We start from the raw sequence: 23149 nt of genomic DNA, 5'->3' as shown, positions 1-23149 counted from the left end.
CCTTCATTCCTTGGGCTTTAACTCATCTGGAACAGTTATACCGTGCTCTTCATAGTACTTGATTGCTCCTGGGTGGAGTGGAACCATGAGACCCTCGAATGCGTGGTTCATGTCAATCTGCTTTGCGACTTGGTGAGCCTTGGCTAATTCATCAATGTTCTCGTAAAGAATCTTGGTGATCTCGTAAACAACTTCATCTGGTAGGTCCTTGTGAACAACGAGGGTTGCCTTAACTGCTATTGTTTGTGTGTCTTCGGTCATTCCATTGTATGTACCAGCTGGAATTATCACCTTGACATAGAATGGATATCCCTGATCGTGAAGCTTCTTGATAACATCATCCGGAATTGGTATTAATCTAACTGGGACTTTGACTGCAATTTGATCAATAGCTGGGGCTGGATAGGCAATGACAGTGAACTCGGCATCAACTTGACCAAGAACTAAGCTCTGTGCTGCTTCTTCAAAGGTCTGGTAAACTGGCTCAATCTTGTCCCAGACCCCAGCAGCTTTGAGGACTCTCTCGGCGGTGGCAGCAACACCGCTACCAGCGGCACCAACGACAACCTTCTTACCAGCTAAGTCTTGGAGGGTCTTTATGTCGCTGTCTGCTCTAACGACTATTTGGACTGGCTCTGGGTATAGCGTTCCAATACCCCTGAGAACCTTAATTGGGTTGCCCTCAAACTGGTATTTTCCTTCCCAAGCGTACCAAGTAACGTCATTCTGAGCTATGGCCACCTGAGCTTCTCCTTTTCCTATGGCCTTACAGTTGGCAACACTTGCACCGCTTGTAACGGCCTTAGCGGCAATTAAATTACTCTTCTTGTTTATGACTTTTGCAAGCATTGAACCAATGGCAAAATAGACGCTACCAGGACCAGAGCCGGTATAGATGGTGATCTCATACTTTCCTTCGTCGTTCTTTGTTACAATCGGGGCCTGTGTTTCTGTGCCTGTTGTGGCTTCTTTTTGTGTACATCCGGCAGCAACTAAAGCCAACACTAAAACAAAAACTACACCTAAAGCTTTCCACTTCCTCATTTTTAGCCACCTCATGGAAGTAGAGGGGACTAAGCCCCCGACATCTTAACTATTTACAAAGTTAAACATTATATATTTTTTGTTCTTTTGGAGGATTTACATACAAGTAAACAAATGAAAGGGTGAAAGGGCGAAAATTTTTCAGTAGTAGTACCAGATTGTCCAATAGTCATTGGGGTCTTCGCCAATGCTCTCAAGGTATTCAAGGTATTCCTTGATTGGCACATCTGGATATGTATAAAGCTTGGTTTCGCTGATACCCTTCTCCCATGGGTGCATGAGATAGATCCTGCTACCATCTGGTCTTATTCCGACTAATTCTCTGTCCTGCCATGCCCTCAAGTGATTCTTACCCATTCTTGGGACATTAAAGACGGGTTCATCTGGTCTGAACTGTCCAGGCAATAATCTTGCCTCTTCTTTTCTCTCTTGAACAACTCTCGCAATTGGGACGAGGTAGTCCTTCTGCTCAATCTTACCCTTTGGATAGAAGGTGTAGTATGGGTCAATTCCTATTTTTCTCAGTGCAATTCTCAATGCGACATTTTCAAATCTCCTGCTAACATTTCTCTGGTAAACTAGCTGATTGTAGATGTAGATTCCTTGTCTCCTAATCTTGTATGCTGCCTCAGCCATTTCGGGTGTTACTTCATAAGCTGTTTCAACGTGAGTTGAAATTGAAACATTCCTTTTTCCTGGCTCAATATAGCTTCCAAGAATTTCTGCTAAGTTGTCGGTAATTCTCATAGGAACTGTCACAAAGATTCTGCTTCCCCACCTGATGTTAACAACATGATCGAACTCTGAAAGTCTGCTCATAATTTTGTCAATTATCTTGTCACTTAGAGCTAAGGGATCTCCACCAGTAATGAGGACATCAAGCATTGATTCATGCTCTGCAAACCATTCCAATGCTGCTTCAATTTTGTCCCATCCTGGGAATGAGCCTGCCATAAATGGCTCGAGGACTTCCCAGTTTCTCTGACAATAAACGCATATCTGTGGGCATGTGTCATAGGCTTTGAGAATTGCTATCGTAACGTATCTCCTTGTAACGAGATCAATTGGTGAAGTATCGTGCTCACCCATGAAATCAAAGTAGTATTCCCTATCTTCCCTGTGCTGGAGCATGTTTGAGATATACCATGCGGGAGGCATGACTTGTCTTCTTACGTGCCTGTCATATTTGTATGGCTCGTCGAAGTCCCACAGATTGAGGTAATAGGGGGTAATGCCCCAAGGAATGTGGTATTTAACTGCCAATTCCACCTGCTTTAGATCTTCCTCTGGAACTTTAACGATTCCAAGTTCATTTAGTTCTCTAAGAGTCTCAAGGCCCTTTTCTCTCTTTAATACATGGGAGAACTGCCATCTGTAATCGAACCACTCGTCCTCTGTTATACCCCAGTATTCCATTAGCTTCTCTCTCTGCTTCTTTCTCTTTTCGATGATATGCTTATCAAGACCGCTTGGGTATTTCTTAAGGTAGCCTTTAATGTATTCCCACACTTTGTCGAGATACTCGGACCTCATTAATGCTGCCTTTCTTCCCTTTATCTTGCTGAAGTCAACGAATTTAATTCCGGCAGCTTCTAACTTTGGTCCAAGCCAGCCTTTTGAGTATCCAGTTACACCAGCCATAGCTTTGAAGAGATGCTTAAACTCCTCCACAAAGCCTTCTGTGATTATGCTTAGAACTCTCTCATCTCCTTTTGTTGCCTTCCAGAGGTATTCAAGGGTTGAGAATCCAGCGGCTTTTTCACCATATTCGGAGATTATGTTTAAGAACACATTTATTGCTTCAATGGCAAGCCATCTGTCTATGGCATCAACTTTGATTTCACCGTTCTTATACTTCCACAGCAAATCTTCAGCAAACTTCCTGAGTCTTTCTCTTGCCTCTTCAAGTGTTTCACTGGTGAGCAGGATTTCCTTAACTTCGGGAAGAGGTTCAAATATCTTTAGAAAATCTTCATGCTTAACTCCTTGCTTTAATCCCCAAGGGGACTCTTCAACATTAAATGTTGAAATAGCACTCTCCATCTGCTTTTCCATACATACCACCTCTGTGCCCATATGTGGGCGTTAGTACCTCTCAGATCATCGTTGTACATCTTACATCATTGAGGTGAGTTTACAGATGTTAGTGGATGTCTGTAGTATTATATATTTTGCGTTTACAAGCTTGTAAAACATTACAAATTTCAAGTTTGAGATTGAATATAACGAAAAAATTTTACAAATTTGGACATTTTATTCTAAGAATTTGCTGAACATTTCAAAAATACCTAGCTCATTAGCTAGATAAACTTTACAAATATAAACATAGCATAAACATAGTTGGGCAGCCTCTCCTTTAACATTATGGGTGCCCACAAAAACCTTTAATATCCAAATATTTGCAGTTTTTTGGAGGTGTTAAAGTGAAGATCATAATGACGACTAAAGTTGATTTAGCTTCGATGAATATAAAGCAAAAATTAATTGAAAACTTTGGATTTGAGAAGAGCGATTTAAAATTTGATGGCAACACGGTATATAAAAATGGAGACATTTGGATCCTCACAACAAATCAAGAGATGATATATTATGATTATCTAGACAAAGAGATTGAAAAACAGCTGAAGGTTAAGCCAGAACTTATTATCTTTGCTTCAAGACATTCGAGCAAACAAAAATTGCCGGCTTTAACTACTCACGTTACTGGAAACTGGGGAAAAGCTATGTATGGCGGAAAAGATAACAGCCTAGCGATAGCTCAGCCAAGTGCGATGAAATTAGCGTTGATGAAGATGAATGAGTTGAATGATTTGGGCTGGACGGTTTGTTATGAGGCTACACATCACGGACCGAGTAAGCTTGATGTTCCTTCACTTTTCATTGAAATTGGCTCAAGCGAGGAAGAATGGGTAAATGATAGGGCCGGGGAAATTTTGGCAGAGACGATAATGTATGTCATAGGCAATTATCAAAGGGCTAATTTTAAAGTTGCTATTGGAATTGGTGGGGGGCATTATGCTCCAAAGCAGACAAAAGTTGCGCTGAATTCTGACATAGCTTTCTCCCACATTGCAGCAAAGTATGCTCATCCAATCTCCAGAGATATGCTTCTAAAGGCTATTGAGAGAACAGCTGAAAAGGTTGAGGCAATATACGTAGATTGGAAAGGCAGCAAAGGAGAAACTAGACAGTTGGCCAAATCTTTAGCGGAGGAACTTGGATTGGAGTTTATTAAGGATTGATCCAGCAGAAACCTTTATAGCATTCCACTTAAAATTTAAAAGCGGACTGTGGAACTTAGCTAAAATTTATATATTGTTTTAAACTAAAGGATTTACTAGGTGTTAAATTGTTTCCCCGGAGGGTGAAAAAATGCTAAAGTTAATTGAAAATGCGATAGAAAGAACTTCCCAGGAAGTAAGCAAGGTAAATGAAGTGCAGGCTCCTCAGACAGATATCGATGAGGAGCTTAGAAGAATTTTGGAGCAGATACAGGCAAAAATCTATGTCGTTGGTGTCGGCGGTGCTGGTTGTAATACAATCAACAGAATGATGGAAGTTGGTATCCAAGGTGCTAGGGTCATTGCAATCAACACTGATGCTCAAGATTTGCTCAAAGTTAAAGCCCACAAAAAGATACTCATAGGAAAGGAACTAACTAGAGGATTGGGTGCTGGAAACAACCCTAAAATTGGTGAAGAAGCAGCAAAAGAAAGTGAACGAGATATTAGAGATGCTCTCGAAGGAGCAGATATGGTTTTTATCACATGCGGTCTTGGTGGTGGAACTGGAACCGGTGCAGCCCCAGTAGTTGCTGAACTGGCAAAGAAGATGGGTGCTCTAACAGTTTCTGTCGTCACGCTACCATTCACAGTTGAGGGCATTAGAAGAATCAAGAACGCCGAATACGGTCTTGAGAGACTCAGGAAGAACAGCGACACTGTCATAGTTATACCAAATGACAAGCTCATGGAAGTAGCTCCTAACTTACCAATTCACTTAGCATTTAAAGTCGCTGATGAAATCCTCGTCCAGGCCGTTAAGGGCATCACAGAACTCATCACCAAGCCAGGCCTGGTTAACCTTGACTTCAACGACGTCAGAGCAGTCATGAAGGATGGCGGTGTCGCTATGATAGGTATTGGAGAAAGCGACAGCGAGAAGAGAGCCCTTGAAGCTGCGACACAAGCTTTGAACAGTCCGTTACTCGATGTTGATATCAGCGGTGCTAAGGGGGCATTGATAAGCATCTCTGGAAGCGACGTTAAGCTTGAAGAGGCACAGCAGATAATTGAGCTTGTTACAAGCAAGCTTGATCCAGAGGCACAAGTAATCTGGGGAATCCAGCTTGATGAGGAACTTGGCAAGACCATAAGAGTTATGGTTGTTGTTACTGGTGTAAGTTCTCCGTATGCTGTTTCAGAAGAAGAACCAACGTATTCATTTGAGGAAAGTGAAAAGAAAGTTATTCACCTTGATTTAGAGGAGCTTTGAACTCTCTTTTTATCCTATATCCTAAGCTCCACCCTAAACTTTTAAAACCTTAACTCCCACCTAAGATTAACAAACCAGCGAGGTGTTAGATGTGCCAGCAGAGGGATACATGGAAAAGCTTAAAAACTTCTTATCAGAGACCAAAAGGGTTTTATTAGTCACAAAAAAACCGAGCGGCAAAGAGTATAAGATGGCTGCAAAGATTACTGGCCTTGGAATAATACTAATTGGCTTAATTGGGATGGTTATCCGTATTATAGGTACCTTGATAACAGGTCAATGACCTTTTTGGTGGTAAAGATGAGTGACAGCAAAATATTTGCAGTAAGGGTTACAGTAGGTCAGGAAGAAACAACAGCTAGGTTAGTTTACAGCAAAGCAAAAACATACAATCTGCCAATTTATGCCATATTAACTCCTTCGAAGGTTAAGGGATACATTTTTATTGAAGCACCTAGCAAGAGTGCAGTTGATGAGGCCATAAGAGGAATAAGACATGCAAGAGGAACTCTCCCGGGAGACGTTTCGTTCAGCGAGATTGAGCATTTCCTTGAGGAGAAGCCAGCTGTCAGTGGCTTCGAGCCGGGAGACATAGTTGAGCTCATTGCTGGCCCATTCAAAGGAGAAAAAGCTAAGGTCGTTAGGGTTGATGAAGCAAAGGATGAAATTGTCGTTGAGCTCATCGGTGCAATAGTTCCAATCCCCGTTACAGTTAGAGGTGAATACGTTAGACTTATAAGCAAACGGTCAAAGGAGTAAAGGGGTGAAGAGAATGCCAAAGCAAGTTGTTGAGGTGTTAGTTGAGGGTGGTAAAGCTACTCCCGGTCCTCCACTCGGTCCAGCTATTGGTCCACTTGGATTAAACGTTAAGCTTGTCGTTGACAAAATAAATGAGGCAACAAAGGACTTTGCAGGAATGCAAGTGCCGGTGAAGATTATCGTTGATCCAGTGACAAAGCAGTTTGAGATTGAAGTCGGTACACCACCAGTTAGCCAGCTTATTAAGAAGGAGCTTGGACTTGAAAAAGGTTCAGGTGAACCAGGGAGAAACATTGTTGGTAACTTGACAATGGAGCAAGTTATAAAGATAGCAAAGGCTAAGAAGCAACAAATGCTTGCCGCAGACCTCAAAGCAGCGGCAAAAGAAGTGATAGGAACAGCTTTAAGCATGGGAGTTACAGTTGAGGGCAAAGACCCAAGGGTTGTGCAGAAGGAGATTGATGAGGGAGTTTACGACGAGATATTTGCAAAGGCTGAGGAGAGCTGATTTAGGAGAAAAGTTTAAAAGCTCCTCTTTTTACGAAATTTTGATTTTTCAATTTAGTTTAAATAAAAAAGATTGGAGGTCAGAAAAATGGCCTTTGACAGGCAAAAAATCGTGGAAGCGGTGAAGGAGGCTAAAGCCCGGGCTAAGCCGCGTAACTTCACACAGACCGTCGAAGTGGCAGTAAACCTCAAGGATGTTGATCTTAGGAAGCCTGAGAATAGGTTTAAGCTTGAGGTTGTTCTGCCGCACGGTAGAGGGAAGGACGTGAAGATCGCGGTCATCGCTGATGGTGCCGTTGCTGAGGCGGCTAAAAAGCTCGGGCTTGATGTTATTAGTGGTGAGCAGCTCGAGGAGATAGCTAAGAGTCCAAGGGAAGCAAGAAAGCTGGCTAAGAAGTACGACTTCTTCATTGCTGCAGCACCATTGATGCCAAAGATTGGTAGATATTTGGGTAGGTACTTAGGTCCAAGAAACAAGATGCCAGTGGTTGTTCCACCAACAATGACAAACTTAGAGCCAATTGTTAACAAGCTCAAGAAGACTGTAAGAATACAACTCAAGAACAATCCAGTCGTTCATGCACCTGTTGGAACTGAAAAGATGAGCGACGAGGAATTGGCAGAGAACATTGAAACAGTCCTCAATGCAATCATTGGTAAGCTTGAGAGAGGAGAGAACCAAGTCAAGTCAGTGTACGTTAAGACAACAATGGGTCCAGCTGTAAAGGTGGAGGGGTGAGGTAAATGGCTCACGTCGCTGAATGGAAGAAGAAGGAAGTAGAAAGGCTTGCTGAGATTATCAAGAGTCACCCAGTAGTAGCATTGGTCGACGTCGCCGGAGTGCCAGCTTATCCTATCTCAAAGATGAGAGAAAAGCTTAGAGGAAAAGCGTTGCTTAGAGTCTCAAGAAACACACTCATCGAGCTTGCAATCAAGAAAGCAGCAAAAGAACTTGGAAAGCCAGAGTTGGAGAAGCTCGCTGATTACATTCAAGGCGGAGCTGCAATCCTCGCAACTGATATGAACCCATTCAAGCTCTACAAGCTCCTTGAGGAGAGCAAAACTCCAGCTCCTGCCAAGCCCGGCGTTCCAGTTCCGAGAGATGTTGTTGTTCCAGCTGGTCCAACTCCACTGTCACCAGGTCCAGTTGTCGGTGAGATGCAGGCTTTAGGAATTCCAGCCAGGATTGAGAGAGGTAAGGTTACAATCCAAAAGGACACAGTTGTTTTAAAGGCTGGGGAGATTATTACCCCACAATTGGCAAACATCCTTAACAAGCTTGGCATTGAACCTCTTGAAGTCGGTCTTAACTTGTTGGCAGCTTATGAGGATGGAATTATATACACACCAGAAGTCCTTGCAATTGATGAGGAAGAATACATAAACATGCTCCAACAGGCTTACATGCATGCATTCAACTTGTCAGTTAACATAGCATATCCAACAGCCCAGACAATCGAGGCAATTATCCAAAAAGCATTCCTCAACGCAAAGAGCGTTGCTGTGGAGGCTGGATACATCACAAAAGAAACTGCTGGAGACATATTTGGCAAGGCATTCAGAGTTGCTTTGCTCATAGCACAGCAGTTGCCAGAGGAGTTGCTTGATGAGAAAACCAAAGAGCTTTTAAACCAACAAGCTCAATTAGCAGTTGCCGCTCAACCTCAGCCAGAAGAGGAGAAAGTTGAAGAGGTTGAGGAGGAAGAAGAGGAAGAGCCATCTGAGGAAGAGGCCCTCGCTGGATTGGGGGCATTGTTTGGTTGACGCGCATCTAATAATTGAAAACTAAAGCTAATTTGGAGGTGTAAGGAGATGGAGTATGTATACGCTGCTTTATTGTTACACGCCGCTGGAAAGGAGATAACTGAGGAGAACCTTAAGGCTGTGTTGGAGGCTGCTGGAGTTACCCCAGACGAGGCAAGAATCAAGGCATTGGTTGCTGCACTTGAGGGAGTTAACATCGACGAGGTCATTGAAAAGGCCGCAATGCCAGTTGCAGTTGCTGCTGCACCGGCTGCTGCACCGGCTGCTGCTGAAGAAGCACCAGCTCAGGAAGAAGAGGAAGAGGAAGAAGAGGAAGTAAGCGAGGAAGAGGCTCTCGCTGGACTTGGAGCTCTCTTCGGCTGAAGTCTCTCTTTTTCCTTCATTCTATTCCTTCATTTCAAATTTTCTCTTCAGCATAAAACTTATCTCCTTAAAGTGAATTTTCTCATAGGGACTACTATGAATGAAGTTCTGCCTCCAGATATTCAAAAGGAGGAAGAAAAAGGCATTGATGAATATCTTTCAGAGGGGTTTAACTTAGTTCTCTCGAATCCTAAGCTCTTGATTCCATTCATTGTCCCCTTGCTGGTTAATATTCTCTATGGAATTTATGTCCTTGAGCATTTCTTTATAGGGTGGTCTTTTGTTCCAATAAGGCTCTCAGAGACTTCTATCTTGAATTGGGGACAATTTTTGATAGTGTCAATATTCGTGGCTATCATAATTATGGTGTTCATGCTGTGGGGAGTTGAGGTAGTTGCTTATTTTGTAGTGAAGGAGCGGAACATTTCTAAAGCACTGTTTTTTGGAGCAAAAAAGTTGCCAGTAACTTTTGTGAACTATATGATTCTTATGGCAGTTATCTTTGTTCTCTTTGCTCCTATTTTAATTGTACGTTCTTTATGGTTTGTTCTCACTTATGCTATTTCAGTTGCTGTTTTAGTATCCCCATTGGTCTTTCTTCTGCCGCCGGCAATTGTAGAAAAAAGTTTTGCAGTAGTTGAAATCTTTGGACTCTATAAGAAAACTTTCAAAAAGAGCTTAATTCTGGGACTTCTTTACTCTCTCGTCTCATCTGCAGTTAGCTCTTTAATTCCAATAGTTGGGGAACATTAAACACTGCCATTGTTGTTCTGGGATTCGTTGCTGTATATTCGCTCCTCTATAGGGATTATAAGGAAAAAGAATCAGAGTTTCCTTCTTCTCTTTGATAGTGCTAGATGCTGGCTTCCTTGATAGTTCCCTCTGTAGGGCCTTGATGTTGGTGCCTCCAATCGGTGAAACACTATTTGGACGAATCTCTCGCTGTATTCAAGCTCAATTTCTTCGTTTGAGCCGTTAAAAATTCCCAGCGTTAAATTTCCATCCCAGCCCGGATCTACCCATGCAAAGCTTCCAATGAGTCCTTCTCTAGCCAGGGAGCTTCTCAGTCTCATCTCACCCATAATATCATCTGGCAGCTTAATTCTCTCCAGAGTTAGAATTAGAGCGTATCCTTTGGGTGGAATAATGACTTTTCCTTCTTTTTCGACATCAATGAACTTTCCATTGACCATGGCTTCCTTGCCGACTCTTAGGTCATACCCTGCGGGCTGAAGGGATTCCTCGCTGAACGGTTCAATTAGAATTTCTTTTCTGATTTTCCAATCTGGCAGTATCATTTAATCACCGTAAGCTTTATGTAAAGCTCAAATTAAAATCTTTTTGTGGGCCCGTGGCCTAGTGGATAGGGCGTCGGCCTTCGGAGCCGAAGGTCGCGGGTTCGAATCCCGCCGGGCCCGCCAACAAACTTTGCGAAGACAAAGTTTGATCAAAGTCCGTTTATCCTTCTCTAAATGTCACTATTCGAGTGGATTCTTAACCAATTGACAATTCTTCTAAGGTTTCACTCTAAAGGCACTTAAAAACGCAAAAGGAACAGAAAACACCTTAAGAACTGTTCCTAATTAAGAATCTAATTACATTGACAATCCTAAAAAGATAAACAACCCTTTTCAGCCCTTTAAAGAGCTTAGCACATTTTGATCAAACTTTCCAAAGTTTGAAAAATTACATCCCCCACGACCCCTCCTTACTCTCTAGGCTACTGGAAAACTATGCTCTCCTCACCCCCTAGCTAAAAGATGCTGATTTTTCTCAAAACATTTGCGTGTTGCTTTATTTCTAGATTTTGTTAGAAGATGCTCAAAAATAACCTTTCTTTCTGATATAATGCCGGCAGTTGTATGCAATCTCGGAAGAATGAGAGCTGAAAAATATACACCCCTACATACCTCTGTATCAAAATAGGAGCCCCTACCCGGGTGGTGCCTTTTATTTCGCTGATTGTCTATATATGAAAACCTATCAAACTCAACATACCTAAAAATTTTCAATTAGGCATTTACATGGGATATATTAGCGTACAGCTGATTAAAAGCCGTGAGAGTGCTTTATTTACCGAAAGGTTTATATATCTTTAAACGCAAAAAGAATATTGAAAAACCCTTTAAGGAGGTGTTGTGAATGGCTGAGTTGCCAATTGCTCCAATTGACAGATTGATTAGAAAGGCTGGTGCTGAGAGAGTCAGCGAAGAGGCAGCCAAGGTTCTCGCTGAGTACCTCGAGGAGTACGCAATTGAGCTTTCAAAGAAGGCTGTCGAGTTTGCCAGACACGCTGGCAGAAAGACAGTCAAGGCCGAGGACATCAAGCTCGCTATCAAGGCTTGAGGGTATTATCCTCTGCTTCTTAGCTTTTTTATTTTGATTTTTGGGCAATTTTTAAAAATCTATTCTGAAAGTTTTTACCATGCATGAAATAGCAATCCGTATGACAAAAAGGAACCACAATGCCTTTGTTCACCTTCTCGGAGCATTAGAGAGTCAAGGATTTGACATTGGTGAGCTTTTAATAACTAAGGACTTCAACGAAATCCTCAAAGCAAAGCCTAAAGTTGTTCTATATTCATTCTTCACTGAGGAAATTTGGGAAGTTGGGGATGAGGTTAAAATCCTGAGAGAGAAATTTAATCCTCTCTTAGTTGCTGGTGGTTATCACCCAACTGCAATGCCAAAGCACACTTTGAATGTTTTAGGCTTTGATATTGCTGTAATTGGAGAAGGGGAAGAAGTTATCTATCAGCTTTTGACAACTCTAAAACGAACCAAATTTAAAATTACAAAGGAGCTATTGTCTATTCGCGGTCTGGCATTCTATTTGAATGGAGAATTTGTGTTTACGGGCTTTGCTAAAGTTGATGACTTTACTAAATTCCCTCCTTTTGCAGAGAGTTCTCTTTTAATTGCACCCATTGAGATAAGCAGGGGCTGTCCTTTTGGTTGTTATTACTGCCAGACACCTTACGTCAAAGGTTTTCGCATGAGGCACAGACCGATAGATCAGATTGTGAGGTATTCAAGAAGAATGAAGGATATGCGTTACATCACTCCAAACGCCTTTGCCTACGGAAGTCCAGGAGCAATTTTAAAACTTGATAAACTTGAAGCCCTTCTAAAAGCTCTGCAACCGTTAAGAAAAGAAGGGCGACGCTTGTTTTACGGAACGTTTCCGAGTGAAGTGAGACCAGAATTTGTAAAGCCAGAGACTCTTGAGCTTCTCATAAAATATGCAGATAACAGAAGGCTGGCTATTGGAGCGCAGAGCGGAGATGATGCCATGCTTAAGGCTATGCACCGCTTACATACAGTTCGCCATGTGATGGAAGCTGTTGAATATATGGTTGAATACGGCATTGAGCCGGTTGTTGATTTCATTGTCGGCTTGCCAAATGAAAGCGAAGAGAGTCAAAGAAAAAGCATTGAGCTAATGAAGTGGATTATGCATAAGGGTGGAAAAGTTAGAGCTCACTACTTCATGCCCCTACCGGGAACCCCTTGGGCTAGATGTAAACCTTCACCATTAAGCGAGGAGATGAAAAAGTTTTTGGGCAGAATGGCCGCTAAAGGCTACATTGAAGGTTCATGGGGCATTCAGATTCAGCTTTCCAAAAAACTGCAAAGATTGATTGAGGAATTTTATGAAGAGCCTATGAGCTACGTTGGGAAAGTTAAGGAAGTTTGCTGAGTAAAATTGTCATATTTATGTCAAATTCTCTTCCCAAAAATTTATAACCTCATAAACTTCTCATCAACACGACGGCAAAATGTATGCCGAAAACTATAAAAGATTTGAACTGCTGATAGATAAATTGCGAGAGTTTGATGGTGCTATCATCGTAGAGGGTTTGCGAGACGAGGTGGCTTTAAGAAAGTTGGGGGTCAGAGCGGAGATAATAAGGCTCTCACGCTTACCGCTCTCAGAAGTGGCTTTAATTGCTTCACAGTATCATGAGGTCATGATATTAACTGATTTGGACAGAAAAGGTGAAGAGTTGGCGAAAAAGCTGACTCAATATTTGGAAGGCTATAAATGCAGAGTAGATACAGAGACTAGAAAAGAGCTCAAAATGATTGCAAAAAAGGACATTAAGGGCATTGAAGATCTGTACGGGCTTTACCTAAAAGTCCATCTCCGTTTCTGACCCCCTTGAGGAGGGGATTTCCTTGAAAAGAAAGAGGACAGTGCTCCAACACATTTTATCGGAAAAGCAAAAGTTTGAAAAAAGAAAAGAAGGTGGGAACATGTCAGCAAAGGATGATTTTGGAACAACTAAATATGTAATCTACGCTGAATTTGAGGCAAACGGCGTTGTTGAAAGACCTGATGTTGTTGGTGCTATTTTTGGTCAAACCGAAGGCTTACTCGGAGACGATTTAGATTTAAGAGAGCTCCAAAAGACTGGTAGAATTGGAAGAATAAAAGTTGAGGTTCACACAAAGGCTGGAAAAACGTATGGAACAATTACAGTGCCATCAAGCCTTGATAGAGTAGAGACAGCAATTCTAGCAGCTGCTCTGGAAACAATAGACAGAGTTGGACCATGTGAAGCGAGGATTAAAGTAATCAAAATCGAGGACGTCAGGGCAACAAAGAGGAAATACATTATTGAGAGAGCTAAAGAGATACTTGAGACACTTATGGAGGAGGAAATTCCAGAGAGCCAAGAGCTCACTGAAGAAGTCAAAAAGGCAGTCAGAGCAAAGGAGCTCATTGAATATGGTCCAGAGAAATTACCCGCTGGACCTCACGTGCCGTTCTCAGATTCAATTATCGTGGTTGAAGGAAGAGCCGATGTGCTTAACCTTCTCAAGCATGGAATAAAGAACGCCATAGCCGTTGAGGGAACTTCAGTCCCAGAGACTATCATCAGATTGAGCAAGGAAAGAATTGTAACAGCATTCACAGACGGAGACAGAGGCGGAGAGCTTATCCTTAAAGAGTTGCTACAAGTTGCTGACATTGATTATGTAGCAAGAGCTCCAGAAGGAAAGGAAGTTGAGGAACTTACAAAGAAGGAAATAATAAAGGCTTTAAGGAGCAAGGTTCCAGCAGAGCAGGTTATAAATGAGCTGTTCTACAAAGGTAAGAGCTTCTATGATTTAATCAGGGAAAAGGAGAGGGAAAAAGAAAGGGTTGAGGAAGTGAAGAAAGAGGAGCCAAAAGTTGAGAGACCAGTAGTAGTTGCTAAGGAAGAGCCAAGGGAAGTGAAAGTCGAAGTAAAGAAGGAGGAAAAGTACATAAAGCCAATTCAGACACCGAAATCAGCTGAGCTGGAGAAGTTTAAAGACTTCATTGAAAAAGTGAAAAACAACTCAACAGCAATCCTCCTAGATGAAAACAAGAATGTCATTGCAGAGATCCCAGTTAGAGACTTACTTAGCTCACTAAATGACAAGGAAGGAGTATATGCTATAATCTTTAATGGGATAATAACACAGAGGTTAATCGATATTGTTAGTGAGAAAGGCGTTAAATATCTCATTGGGGCAAGAAAGGCAAATGTAGTTAGAAGGCCTATTGATTTGAAGATTCTCACATTTGCTGAGTGATTTTTCCTTCTTTTTAATTTAAACGGCCTCAGCTAACCCTCTTTTCTTCACCGTTCAGAGTGGCTAACGCTCATCATTGGCTAAGAGTTTTTAAAGAAAAGAGAATTAAAAGCTTTGGGATGATGTGCGTTTACCGGTCTGATTGATGATGACATCGGCACTGTCTGACCTATTCCTTTTTGCTTAAAATTTCGTGTTCCACTAGAGCAACTATGTCGTTGTGTATATCTTCAATTGAAGCAAGAGCATTTACGATTTTCATTTCTGGGAACATCTCAACAAGTTTGAGGTAGTTCTCTCTGACCTTCTTCTGTAGCTCTGCTATTTTATCGAACTCGGACTTAAGCTTTCTTCCATTTATCCTCTTCATGCTTTCCTTGACAGGTAAGTCAAGCAGAATAACTAAATCAGGTCTAATTGCGAACTTATTCAGATTTATAAGCCATTCCAAATCTAAACCTCGGGCCCATTGGTAGGCGAGAGATGAATAGAAATATCTATCCGAGATAACAACTTTCCCAGCCTTGAGAGAAGGCTCTATCAACTTTTTCACGTGCTCGGCTCTATCAGCAGCAAAGAGAAGAGCCTCGGCTTCATAACTTATCTTTGCACCGTCAATAATTCCTTCCCTTCCTCCTGTCAAAACTAGCCTTCGAATAAGCTTACCAAAAGCTGTATCTGTCGGTTCTTTTGTTAACACAACGTCATATCCTCTTTTTTCAAACCATTCTGCTAGCAGTTTTGCTTGTGTAGATTTACCAGCGCCATCGATGCCCTCTAGGACAATGAAGATACCCACAGCTGACACCTCCAAGATTGAGAACTATGTAGTAAGGTGGTAGAGTAGCTTTTAATTCTTTTTGCTTAAATTTTTTCAGAGAGTTTAAAAGGGTATGAAAGAATTTACAGTCTCTTTAGATAGTCCAAGAGCTTCCACATGCTACTAAAGGATTTTTCCTTGCCGTCTTTGTAAATCTCTACAATTCCCTCTGGTCTGAAGCGAAGTCCAAAATCATATTCTCCTTTCTTGAGCTTCTGCAAGAATACTTCTTTTGGCTTTGGTGGCAAATAGCTCGTCATCATGTCGTTTATAAGCTCTGCCTCAAAGCCAAAGTGCTCGTTGAAGCGTGGGAACAAAAGCACTGCTGGAGTGTTCATACAGTCCACCAATGCCTTCCCTTCAATCTTGAAGTTGTAGTGCTTGAACACCTCGTGAAGGAAGTCATCTAGGGCGTTTGGATAGTAGACAGTTGCACCTATGTCGTTTGGAGGTGCCTCGATGAAGTTTTTGCTTTCTATGATTGCTTTAATCTCGTCACTGTCAAGTCCACTAATTTCAACCCGTACTCCTCCATGATAGTAAACATAGGCCAAGGGTAATCCTTTCCTATGGGCAAAGTCCTTCAATGCAATTAGAGGAATAAGCCTAACATCCATGATTGTCGAGCCCGTGCTTACTATACCAACAACGAGAGCTCTCTTTCCATATCGTGATATTGCCCTTCCATCTCTTCCCACTATTATTGTTCCTTGAGCAACAGTTCCAATTGCCCTACCAAGTAACGCCAATTCCTCGGGATTGAACTTTTCCGAACGATAAATCTCCATTTTATACCACCTCAATCAGGCAAGATTATGCTTTCTTTTCCAATTCTAGACTCAACCCAAATCTTAACGTTAGCACCAACTTTGCTGAATTCTTCGATTATGGTGTTATCACCAATAACGCTTCCAGCCTCTATCTCAACGCCTTTGCCTATGTAGACGTTTTCCCCAATTATTGCCTCCCGTATTTCGGCACCTTCTTCAATCGTAACATTAGAGAATATTACTGAACGTTCTATTTTAACATTTCTGCCAATCTCCACATTGTCTCCCAACACTGCAAAGCCCCTGATTTCAAATTTTCTAAGCTTGCATCTCCTCCCAGTAACTATTGCACCACCGTGTTCCAAGTTGCCTTTCAAGGTGTCAACTCTGATTTCCGGCAGCTTTAGTTTTCCAAGGAAGACATCTTCTGTTGCTTGCAGATAACTTGAGGGTCTCCCAACGTCGTTCCAGTACTCTTTGAAGGGAAACCCATAGAGAGGTAAATTCTCTTCAAGCATTTTTGGGAATAGGTGGAGAGAGTAGTCAAAATTTTGTCCTTTGGGAACTAAATCAAAAACCTCTGGTTCAAATACATAAATTCCGGCGTTTACAAGGTTGCTGAATGTTTCTTCTGGCCTTGGTTTTTCTTTAAAGCGAATTATCCTGTTTTCGTTGTTAACAATTGCAATGCCGTATTGGGTCGGATCTCCAACCTCGCTCAGGGCTATTGTTGCTAATGCCTTCTTCTTTTTGTGATATTCATAGAGTGCTCTTATGTTCAAGTTGGTGAGAACATCGCTCGATGCAACGATGAATGTGTCTTCAATTTTATCAACTACTTTTTTTGTGGCTCCGGCGGTTCCAAGTTTTATGTTTTCCCCATTGAAATAATGAATTTCAACTCCAAAATCGCTGCCATCACCAAAATACTCCATAATCCTTTCCTTTAGATAACCCACAAGAACGAAGATTTCATCAACGCCGGCATCTATTAGGCTCTTAAGAATATACTCCATCAGCGGCTTATTGAAGAAGGGGATCATTGGTTTTGGTCTGTAAACAGTGAGCGGCAAGAGACGAGTTCCCTTGCCCCCTGCCATTATTACTGCTTGCATGTTTAACACCAAGAATTAGTTAACCGCAAATGGATTTAATATACTTTTTGTTGCACTCTTTATGAACCAGAAACTTTTATGGAAAATCTTGGTTTTTGAAGAAAAAGCTTGTGTGAAACTTTTTAAGATGCTAATCTAAACTTATGGTGGTGGTATTAATGAGTACTACAGCCCTTGAATATTTGAAGGAAAGACTTGAGCCTGAGCAGTTTGAGAAAATTGCTGCGATAGACAATCCCGAGCTTCACAAGTTTCTTGCAAAGTACATAAAGCTTCTTAATCCATCAAAAATCTTTGTTGCCACAGATAGCGAAGAAGATGAGGAATATATACGGAAAAAAGCGATTGAATACGGAGAAGAGAAGCCCTTAGCAACTCCGGGACATACAGTGCACTTTGACAACTATTACGATCAAGCGAGAGATAAAGCAAACACAAAAATCCTTGTCCCAAAAGGTGTCGATTTGGGACCATTTATCAACACTAAAGACAGAGAGGAAGGCCTCAGGGAAATTCACGAACTTATGAAAAATATAATGGTTGGAAAAGAACTTTTTATATGCTTCTTTGTTCTTGGTCCAAAGAACTCAGTTTTCACGATTCCAGCTGTTCAGCTTACAGACTCAGCTTATGTAGCTCATAGCGAGTTCCTCCTTTATAGAAAAGGATATGAGGAGTTCAAGCGCTTAGGAAGGGAAGCTAAGTTCCTTAAGTTCGTTCACTCAGCTGGTGAGCTGGATGAGAGAAAGACGAGCAAGAATCTCGATAAGAGGAGAATTTACATTGATTTAGAAAGTGAGACGGTTTATTCCGTAAATACACAATACGGTGGAAACACAATCGGTTTGAAGAAGTTAGCCTTCCGTTTAACCATTAGGAGAGCAGTTAAAGAGGGCTGGCTTTCAGAGCACATGTTCCTTATGAGAGTAAATGGGCCAAAAGGAAGAAAAACATACTTCACTGGTGCATTCCCATCGATGTGTGGCAAAACGTCAACGAGTATGATTCCATGGGAGAACATTGTTGGCGATGATTTGGTTTTCATCATTGATATGAAGGGTGAAGCAAGGGGAGCAAACGTTGAGGCGGGGATTTTTGGAATTATCCATGGAATAAACAAGGAAGATGATCCAATAATCTGGGAGGTTCTTCACTCACCTAACGAGATAATATTCTCAAATGTTCTAATCAAGGACGGAAAGCCATACTGGACAGGAATGGGCGAGGAAATTCCAGATGAGGGTGAAAACCACAGTGGGAAATGGTGGAGAGGAAAGAGAGATGCTGAAGGCAATGAGATTCCACCGAGCCACAAGAATGCACGCTTTACAGTTAGACTTGATGCTTTTCCAAATCTCGATAAAGAAGCCTTAGATGCTCCTTGTGGTGTTAAAATAGGTGGAATGATTTATGGAGGAAGGGATAAAGACACTTGGCCACCAGTGAGAGAGGCATTTGACTGGACTCATGGAGTAATAACTATGGGAGCTGCACTTGAAAGTGAAACAACCGCTGCAACCCTTGGCAAAGAAGGCGTTAGACAGTTTAATCCAATGTCAATTCTCGACTTCCTCTCAGTTCCAATTGGCGAATACATACAAAATTACATCCGCTTTGGAGAGAGACTTAGAGAGAAGCCAAAGATATTTGCAGTAAACTACTTCCTTAGAGATGAGAATGGAAACTGGCTGAACGACAAGCTTGACAAAGCAGTCTGGCTCAAATGGATGGAGCTTAGGGTTTATGGAGATGTGGATGCTATAGAAACACCAATCGGCTATATTCCAAAGTACGAAGACCTCAAGCGATTATTTAAACAGGTTCTCAACAAGGAATACAAGAAGGAGGACTATGAGAAGCAGTTCATGATAAGAGTTCCAGAGCTCTTGGCAAAGATTGACAGAATAGAGAAAATTTACCGCGAAAAGGTCAAAGATACTCCAGAAATTCTTTTCAAAGTGCTTGAAGAGGAAAGGCAAAGGCTTCTTGAAGCAAGGGAAAAATACGGGGATTACATATCTCCATTCCAGTTTGAGAGGGCTTAGCATCTTTAACATTTTTTCAACCTTTTTTATGGAAAAACCTAAAAAACGAAATGTACATACTGACCTTTGGTGAGGAGAGGGGATGGAAGATATAGAGGAATTTGAATATCAGCCACGAAGCGTTAAAGATCTCTTTATCGAGATGAAAAACATCGCCGAGCTCATGGTTGATCTGGCATATACCTCTATTCTGTTCGGTGATAAGGAAATTGCTGAGGAAGTCCTAGACTTAGAAGAGCGAATGGACTTGCTTAACTATCAGATGACGCTCCACGCAGTTTTAGCAGCAAGGAACGTTAAAGAGGCTGAAAAAGTCACTTCAATTCTCCAAATGGCAAATGCCATAGAAGACATCTCCAACGCAGCTGGAGACTTAGCAAAGATGGTCCTTGAAGGACTCGAACCCCATCCAGTTATAAAAGAGGCAATACTTGAGAGCGAAGAGGTTATAGCAAAAATTGTCGTCAGCCCAGATTCAATTCTTGTTGGAAAGACTCTTGGAGAACTTGATTTAGCAACAAACACTGGAGTATGGATAATAGCAGTGAGGAGAGGTAAGAGGTGGATTTTTGGTCCAGATAAGGATTTCAAGATAAAACCCCACGATGTTCTCATAGGCAGAGGAACACACACTTCAGTCGAGCATTTGAAAGAGATAGCAAGAGGAGTCATTAGGGTGGTCGGCAATGAAAGAGCTTGAGGAGATTAAAGATTGTTTAGTTGAAATGAAGAACCTTTCATCTCTCATGGTTGATTTGGCATTTTCATCTGTCATGTATAACAGTGAAGATATAGCCGATGAAGTCTACATTCTTGAGGAAAAAATGGATGAACTGACTTTAAAGGTCAAAAAACTTGCTTTAAAGGCCGCAAAGTATGAAGACGACCCAGAGAAACTTTTGAGTATTATAGAGATGGCAACAATAAATGAGCAGATATCAGATTCCGCTTACGAAATAGCGGATTTAGTTTTAAGAGATGTTGAGCCTCATCCTATAATCAGAAAGATTATGCATGATGTAGAGGAGGAAATTGGGAGAGTTAAGGTAAACAAGGGCTCCATTCTAATTGGAAAGAGCCTTAAGCAGCTCAAATTACCAACAAAAATTGGTGTTCGCTTAATAGCAATAAAGCGTGGGAGCAAATACATATACAACCCCAGTAAGGACGAGGAGATAAAAGAAGGGGACATCCTCATAGCGGTTGGTTCGGGAATTGATCGCTTGAGAGAACTTTCTAACGAAAAAGGTGAAGAGGGAGAGAGGATAGAGGAGGAGTAAATTTTCTTTTACTTTTTATGCTGTTCTATTAAATCTTTTGCCAAAACCCTTTTATGTATCACTGCCAATGAGTATAATAAATCAATCAACGATCATTGAGGTGTTGTATATGGATGTGGAATCAATTATCAAGAAAAAGTTGCCTGAAAATATTAGAGGCTTAGCAAAGCTTGCCTATAATTATTGGTGGAGTTGGAGTCATAAAGCCACTAAAATGTGGATGTATATTGATGAAGAACATTGGAGAGAATACAAAAATCCTGTGAAGCTTCTCCTTGATGTGAGCGATGAAAGATTAAAAGAGCTTGCAAGGGATGACAACTTCCTTGATTTATATGAGCTTGTCATGAACAATTTTGAAAAATATATGAGCGAAGAAAATACTTGGTTTTCAGTTAACTATCCCAAATGGGATAAGCCAATAGTCTACCTATGTATGGAATATGGCATTGGAAAGAGCCTACCCATCTATTCTGGCGGTCTTGGAATTCTTGCTGGCGATCATGTAAAGACTGCAAGTGACTTAGGTTTGCCTTTCATTGCGATTGGTCTTCTCTATAAGCATGGCTACTTTAAGCAAGAAATAAACGAGGAAGGCAGACAGATTGAGATATTCCCCAGTTATGATCCGAGAGAAATGCCAATGAAGCAGATTCTCAAAGAAAACGGGGAGCCTCTTTTAATTGAAGTCCCCATTGAAGACAGAATAGTTTATGCAAGGGTTTTTGAAGTAAATGTTGGAAGAGTTAAGTTATACCTCCTTGATACGGATGTGGAGGAAAACAGCGAAGAAGACAGAAAAATATGTGACTACCTTTACAACGCTGAGCTTGACAAGAGGATTAAGCAAGAAATCCTCCTGGGCATTGGTGGAATGCGTCTCTTGAAAGCACTCAAGATTGAGCCGGGTGTAATTCATCTCAATGAAGGCCATCCAGCATTTGCGAACTTTGAGAGAATTGTATGGTATATGCAAGAAGGTCTCAGCTTTGAAGAGGCTTTGGAAGTTGTTAGGGGAACTAGTGTTTTCACCACTCACACGCCAGTTCCAGCAGGTCATGATGTTTTCCCAATATGGTTTGTTGAAGAGAAGCTTGCAAAGTTCTTTGAAGGTTTACCTAAAGAAAAATTCTTGGACCTAGGTAGGGTTGAGGAGAAAGATCCGAATTTTAACATGAGTCTTTTAGCTATAAGAACTTCAAACTTTGTGAATGGAGTCAGCGAGCTTCATGCAGAAGTTACAAAGAAGATGTGGCTTAATCTCTGGAAGGAAGTGCCACTTGATGAGATTCCAATTGAAGGTATAACAAATGGAATCCATACATCAACATGGGTTCATGAAAGGTTAGCTCGCTTATATGACAGATATATGGGTAAGATCTGGAGAGAGCATGTCAACTTAGAGGGCATTTGGTATGCGATTGAAAGAATTCCAGATGAAGAGCTTTGGGAAGCACATCTGAAAGCCAAAAAGGATCTGATTGAGCTTATCAAGAGAAAGATTAGGGAAAGGAATACTCGTTTAGGCATTGATGAACCGGTTCCAGAAATTGACGAGAATGCTTTAATAATAGGATTTGCAAGAAGATTTGCAACGTATAAAAGAGCAATCTTAATCTTGAGCGACCTTGAGCGCTTAAAGAGGATAGTGAACAATCCAGAGAGACCCGTGTATATAGTCTTTGCAGGAAAAGCTCATCCAAGGGATGAAGCTGGAAAGGAGTTCTTGAGGAGAGTTTATGAAGTTTCCCAGATGCCTGAGTTCAAGGGCAAGATAATTGTCATAGAAAACTATGACATGGGTTCTGCTCGTTTGATGGTTGCTGGCGTTGATGTATGGCTCAACAATCCAAGGAGACCTCTTGAAGCTAGTGGAACAAGTGGCATGAAAGCTGGACTTAACGGTGTCTTGAACTTGAGCATCTACGATGGCTGGTGGGTTGAGGGCTACAACGGAAGAAACGGCTGGGTCATTGGAGAAGAAAACACAGAACCGGAGACCGAAGAAGATGATATAAGGGATGCTCAAAGTTTGTATGATATCCTTGAGAATGAAGTAATTCCGCTCTATTATGAGAATAGGGAAGCATGGATAGGCATGATGAAAGAGAGCATAAAAAGCATAGCACCAAGATTCAGCACGCACAGAATGGTTAAGGAATACATGACAAAGTTCTATACAAAGGCCATGGAGCATGGTATCTGGCTTGTTAGAGACAACTCCCGCTGGGCAAGGGAGATAGCAGCTTGGAAGAAGAAAGTGCTCGAAAATTGGGACAAGGTGAGCATTGAAAAAATACTTACAGAAGACGCCAGAGCGGTGGAAGTTGTTGTGAACCTTGGAAATCTGAGTCCCGAGGATGTGAAAGTTGAACTCTACTATGGGGTGAAAGCCAAGGACTATATTATTGAGAAGCCCTATATAGTCGAGCTCAAGAGGCCAGAGCATCTGGGCAATGGAAGATACAAATACAAATATGAGGGCAATGCTCTGAGGAATATAATCAATCCGTGCTGGCATTATGCTGTGAGGGTTTATCCCTACCATCCAAAGCTGCCGTACAAATTCCTTCTTGGTGGCTTGATTAGATGGCGTGGATTGCTTGAATGATTTTTGCCTTTT

Annotated in this window: 22 protein-coding genes, 1 tRNA gene and 1 pseudogene; 18 read left to right on the top strand and 6 right to left on the bottom strand. The window is 41.6% G+C overall.

Translation table 11 applies throughout. The features are described from left to right. Positions 1-3 precede the first annotated feature (3 nt). Positions 4-1044: a TAXI family TRAP transporter solute-binding subunit gene (locus tag E3E24_RS05725; protein ID WP_167885335.1), complete on the bottom strand. Its 1041-nt coding sequence runs from the start codon at positions 1042-1044 to the stop codon at positions 4-6. 141 nt (positions 1045-1185) lie between these two features. Then, a complete protein-coding gene (locus tag E3E24_RS05720; protein WP_240912110.1) occupies positions 1186-3099 on the bottom strand; it encodes a KamA family radical SAM protein in 1914 nt (637 codons plus the stop codon). Between the two features lie 368 nt (positions 3100-3467). Between E3E24_RS05720 and E3E24_RS05715 the strand changes: the two genes are divergently transcribed. The 9 genes from E3E24_RS05715 to E3E24_RS05675 all read left to right on the top strand — a co-directional run bounded on the left by E3E24_RS05715 (position 3468) and on the right by E3E24_RS05675 (position 9684). Then, entirely contained in the window at positions 3468-4286 is an 819-nt protein-coding gene (locus tag E3E24_RS05715; protein WP_167885336.1) for a D-aminoacyl-tRNA deacylase, read from the top strand. 130 nt (positions 4287-4416) lie between these two features. Further along, entirely contained in the window at positions 4417-5538 is a 1122-nt protein-coding gene (ftsZ, locus tag E3E24_RS05710; protein ID WP_167885337.1) for a cell division protein FtsZ, read from the top strand. 109 nt (positions 5539-5647) lie between these two features. Further along, positions 5648-5821, top strand: coding sequence for a protein translocase SEC61 complex subunit gamma (locus E3E24_RS05705; protein WP_167717440.1), 174 nt, complete (start codon positions 5648-5650; stop codon positions 5819-5821). 17 nt (positions 5822-5838) lie between these two features. Then, on the top strand, positions 5839-6297 hold the full coding sequence (locus E3E24_RS05700; RefSeq protein ID WP_167885338.1) for a transcription elongation factor Spt5: 459 nt from the start codon (positions 5839-5841) through the stop codon (positions 6295-6297). A 13-nt stretch (positions 6298-6310) separates the two neighbouring features. Next, positions 6311-6805, top strand: coding sequence for a 50S ribosomal protein L11 (locus tag E3E24_RS05695; RefSeq protein WP_167885339.1), 495 nt, complete (start codon positions 6311-6313; stop codon positions 6803-6805). 87 nt (positions 6806-6892) lie between these two features. Beyond that, positions 6893-7543: a 50S ribosomal protein L1 gene (locus E3E24_RS05690; RefSeq protein ID WP_167885340.1), complete on the top strand. Its 651-nt coding sequence runs from the start codon at positions 6893-6895 to the stop codon at positions 7541-7543. Positions 7544-7548: 5 nt separating this feature from the next. After that, positions 7549-8568 (top strand): 50S ribosomal protein L10, encoded by a 1020-nt coding sequence (locus E3E24_RS05685; protein ID WP_167915727.1) that lies wholly within the window; start codon positions 7549-7551, stop codon positions 8566-8568. Positions 8569-8616: 48 nt separating this feature from the next. Continuing rightward, positions 8617-8931 carry a 50S ribosomal protein P1 gene (gene rpl12p, locus E3E24_RS05680; protein WP_042679577.1) on the top strand — a complete coding sequence of 105 codons (315 nt, stop codon included), beginning with the start codon at positions 8617-8619 and terminating at the stop codon, positions 8929-8931. A gap of 96 nt (positions 8932-9027) precedes the next feature. Beyond that, positions 9028-9684 carry a hypothetical protein gene (locus E3E24_RS05675; RefSeq protein WP_167885342.1) on the top strand — a complete coding sequence of 219 codons (657 nt, stop codon included), beginning with the start codon at positions 9028-9030 and terminating at the stop codon, positions 9682-9684. 71 nt (positions 9685-9755) lie between these two features. Here the strand turns inward: E3E24_RS05675 and dcd are convergent, their stop codons facing one another. Next, a complete protein-coding gene (gene dcd, locus E3E24_RS05670) occupies positions 9756-10229 on the bottom strand; it encodes a dCTP deaminase (protein ID WP_167885343.1) in 474 nt (157 codons plus the stop codon). 47 nt (positions 10230-10276) lie between these two features. Here dcd and E3E24_RS05665 point away from each other — a divergent pair. The 5 genes and pseudogenes from E3E24_RS05665 to dnaG all read left to right on the top strand — a co-directional run bounded on the left by E3E24_RS05665 (position 10277) and on the right by dnaG (position 14496). Next, positions 10277-10352: transfer RNA gene (locus E3E24_RS05665), tRNA-Arg, on the top strand. Between the two features lie 721 nt (positions 10353-11073). Then, positions 11074-11277 (top strand): archaeal histone HpkA, encoded by a 204-nt coding sequence (gene hpkA / locus E3E24_RS05660; protein WP_013466475.1) that lies wholly within the window; start codon positions 11074-11076, stop codon positions 11275-11277. 79 nt (positions 11278-11356) lie between these two features. Beyond that, positions 11357-12631 carry a TIGR04013 family B12-binding domain/radical SAM domain-containing protein gene (locus E3E24_RS05655; protein WP_167885344.1) on the top strand — a complete coding sequence of 425 codons (1275 nt, stop codon included), beginning with the start codon at positions 11357-11359 and terminating at the stop codon, positions 12629-12631. A 79-nt stretch (positions 12632-12710) separates the two neighbouring features. Next, positions 12711-13107, top strand: a pseudogene (locus tag E3E24_RS05650) (toprim domain-containing protein); the annotation flags it as partial. Between the two features lie 3 nt (positions 13108-13110). Further along, positions 13111-14496 (top strand): DNA primase DnaG, encoded by a 1386-nt coding sequence (gene dnaG, locus E3E24_RS05645; protein WP_167885346.1) that lies wholly within the window; start codon positions 13111-13113, stop codon positions 14494-14496. 169 nt (positions 14497-14665) lie between these two features. On the opposite strand, the gene tmk is transcribed toward dnaG, so the two are convergent. From tmk to E3E24_RS05630, 3 genes are all read right to left on the bottom strand, one after another. Continuing rightward, a complete protein-coding gene (gene tmk, locus E3E24_RS05640) occupies positions 14666-15295 on the bottom strand; it encodes a dTMP kinase (protein WP_167885347.1) in 630 nt (209 codons plus the stop codon). A 104-nt stretch (positions 15296-15399) separates the two neighbouring features. Further along, positions 15400-16104: a phospho-sugar mutase gene (locus E3E24_RS05635; RefSeq protein ID WP_167885348.1), complete on the bottom strand. Its 705-nt coding sequence runs from the start codon at positions 16102-16104 to the stop codon at positions 15400-15402. An 11-nt stretch (positions 16105-16115) separates the two neighbouring features. Continuing rightward, positions 16116-17201: a sugar phosphate nucleotidyltransferase gene (locus E3E24_RS05630; RefSeq protein WP_167885349.1), complete on the bottom strand. Its 1086-nt coding sequence runs from the start codon at positions 17199-17201 to the stop codon at positions 16116-16118. A 158-nt stretch (positions 17202-17359) separates the two neighbouring features. On the opposite strand from E3E24_RS05630, the gene E3E24_RS05625 reads away from it, so the two are divergent. From E3E24_RS05625 to malP, 4 genes are all read left to right on the top strand, one after another. After that, complete coding sequence (locus tag E3E24_RS05625; RefSeq protein ID WP_167885555.1) at positions 17360-19246, top strand: phosphoenolpyruvate carboxykinase (GTP); 1887 nt, start codon at positions 17360-17362, stop codon at positions 19244-19246. A gap of 82 nt (positions 19247-19328) precedes the next feature. Then, a complete protein-coding gene (locus E3E24_RS05620; RefSeq protein WP_042679593.1) occupies positions 19329-19946 on the top strand; it encodes a potassium channel family protein in 618 nt (205 codons plus the stop codon). Continuing rightward, positions 19933-20526 carry a potassium channel family protein gene (locus E3E24_RS05615; protein ID WP_167885350.1) on the top strand — a complete coding sequence of 198 codons (594 nt, stop codon included), beginning with the start codon at positions 19933-19935 and terminating at the stop codon, positions 20524-20526. Before E3E24_RS05620 ends, E3E24_RS05615 begins: the two co-directional genes overlap by 14 nt. 109 nt (positions 20527-20635) lie before the next feature. Beyond that, on the top strand, positions 20636-23137 hold the full coding sequence (gene malP, locus E3E24_RS05610; protein ID WP_167885351.1) for a maltodextrin phosphorylase: 2502 nt from the start codon (positions 20636-20638) through the stop codon (positions 23135-23137). Positions 23138-23149 lie beyond the last annotated feature (12 nt).

The sequence above is a fragment of the Thermococcus sp. LS2 genome (assembly GCF_012027375.1).
GTDB lineage: Archaea > Methanobacteriota_B > Thermococci > Thermococcales > Thermococcaceae > Thermococcus_B.
Note: the sequence above shows the minus strand (reverse complement) of the source record. Positions and strands in the feature narration are given on the sequence as shown.

What these genes read in the sequence shown, in the direction of transcription:
- dcd (WP_167885343.1), bottom strand. Translation starts at nt 10,229, where the DNA reads ATGATACTGCCAGATTGGAAAATCAGAAAAGAAATTCTAATTGAACCG.
- E3E24_RS05615 (WP_167885350.1), top strand. Translation starts at nt 19,933, where the DNA reads ATGAAAGAGCTTGAGGAGATTAAAGATTGTTTAGTTGAAATGAAGAAC.
- rpl12p (WP_042679577.1), top strand. Translation starts at nt 8,617, where the DNA reads ATGGAGTATGTATACGCTGCTTTATTGTTACACGCCGCTGGAAAGGAG.
- E3E24_RS05675 (WP_167885342.1), top strand. Translation starts at nt 9,028, where the DNA reads ATGAATGAAGTTCTGCCTCCAGATATTCAAAAGGAGGAAGAAAAAGGC.
- E3E24_RS05625 (WP_167885555.1), top strand. Translation starts at nt 17,360, where the DNA reads ATGAGTACTACAGCCCTTGAATATTTGAAGGAAAGACTTGAGCCTGAG.
- E3E24_RS05700 (WP_167885338.1), top strand. Translation starts at nt 5,839, where the DNA reads ATGAGTGACAGCAAAATATTTGCAGTAAGGGTTACAGTAGGTCAGGAA.
- E3E24_RS05620 (WP_042679593.1), top strand. Translation starts at nt 19,329, where the DNA reads ATGGAAGATATAGAGGAATTTGAATATCAGCCACGAAGCGTTAAAGAT.
- E3E24_RS05685 (WP_167915727.1), top strand. Translation starts at nt 7,549, where the DNA reads ATGGCTCACGTCGCTGAATGGAAGAAGAAGGAAGTAGAAAGGCTTGCT.
- E3E24_RS05635 (WP_167885348.1), bottom strand. Translation starts at nt 16,104, where the DNA reads ATGGAGATTTATCGTTCGGAAAAGTTCAATCCCGAGGAATTGGCGTTA.
- E3E24_RS05695 (WP_167885339.1), top strand. Translation starts at nt 6,311, where the DNA reads ATGCCAAAGCAAGTTGTTGAGGTGTTAGTTGAGGGTGGTAAAGCTACT.
- E3E24_RS05690 (WP_167885340.1), top strand. Translation starts at nt 6,893, where the DNA reads ATGGCCTTTGACAGGCAAAAAATCGTGGAAGCGGTGAAGGAGGCTAAA.
- E3E24_RS05720 (WP_240912110.1), bottom strand. Translation starts at nt 3,099, where the DNA reads ATGGAAAAGCAGATGGAGAGTGCTATTTCAACATTTAATGTTGAAGAG.
- E3E24_RS05630 (WP_167885349.1), bottom strand. Translation starts at nt 17,201, where the DNA reads ATGCAAGCAGTAATAATGGCAGGGGGCAAGGGAACTCGTCTCTTGCCG.
- E3E24_RS05655 (WP_167885344.1), top strand. Translation starts at nt 11,357, where the DNA reads ATGCATGAAATAGCAATCCGTATGACAAAAAGGAACCACAATGCCTTT.
- E3E24_RS05725 (WP_167885335.1), bottom strand. Translation starts at nt 1,044, where the DNA reads ATGAGGAAGTGGAAAGCTTTAGGTGTAGTTTTTGTTTTAGTGTTGGCT.
- ftsZ (WP_167885337.1), top strand. Translation starts at nt 4,417, where the DNA reads ATGCTAAAGTTAATTGAAAATGCGATAGAAAGAACTTCCCAGGAAGTA.
- hpkA (WP_013466475.1), top strand. Translation starts at nt 11,074, where the DNA reads ATGGCTGAGTTGCCAATTGCTCCAATTGACAGATTGATTAGAAAGGCT.
- malP (WP_167885351.1), top strand. Translation starts at nt 20,636, where the DNA reads ATGGATGTGGAATCAATTATCAAGAAAAAGTTGCCTGAAAATATTAGA.
- E3E24_RS05705 (WP_167717440.1), top strand. Translation starts at nt 5,648, where the DNA reads ATGGAAAAGCTTAAAAACTTCTTATCAGAGACCAAAAGGGTTTTATTA.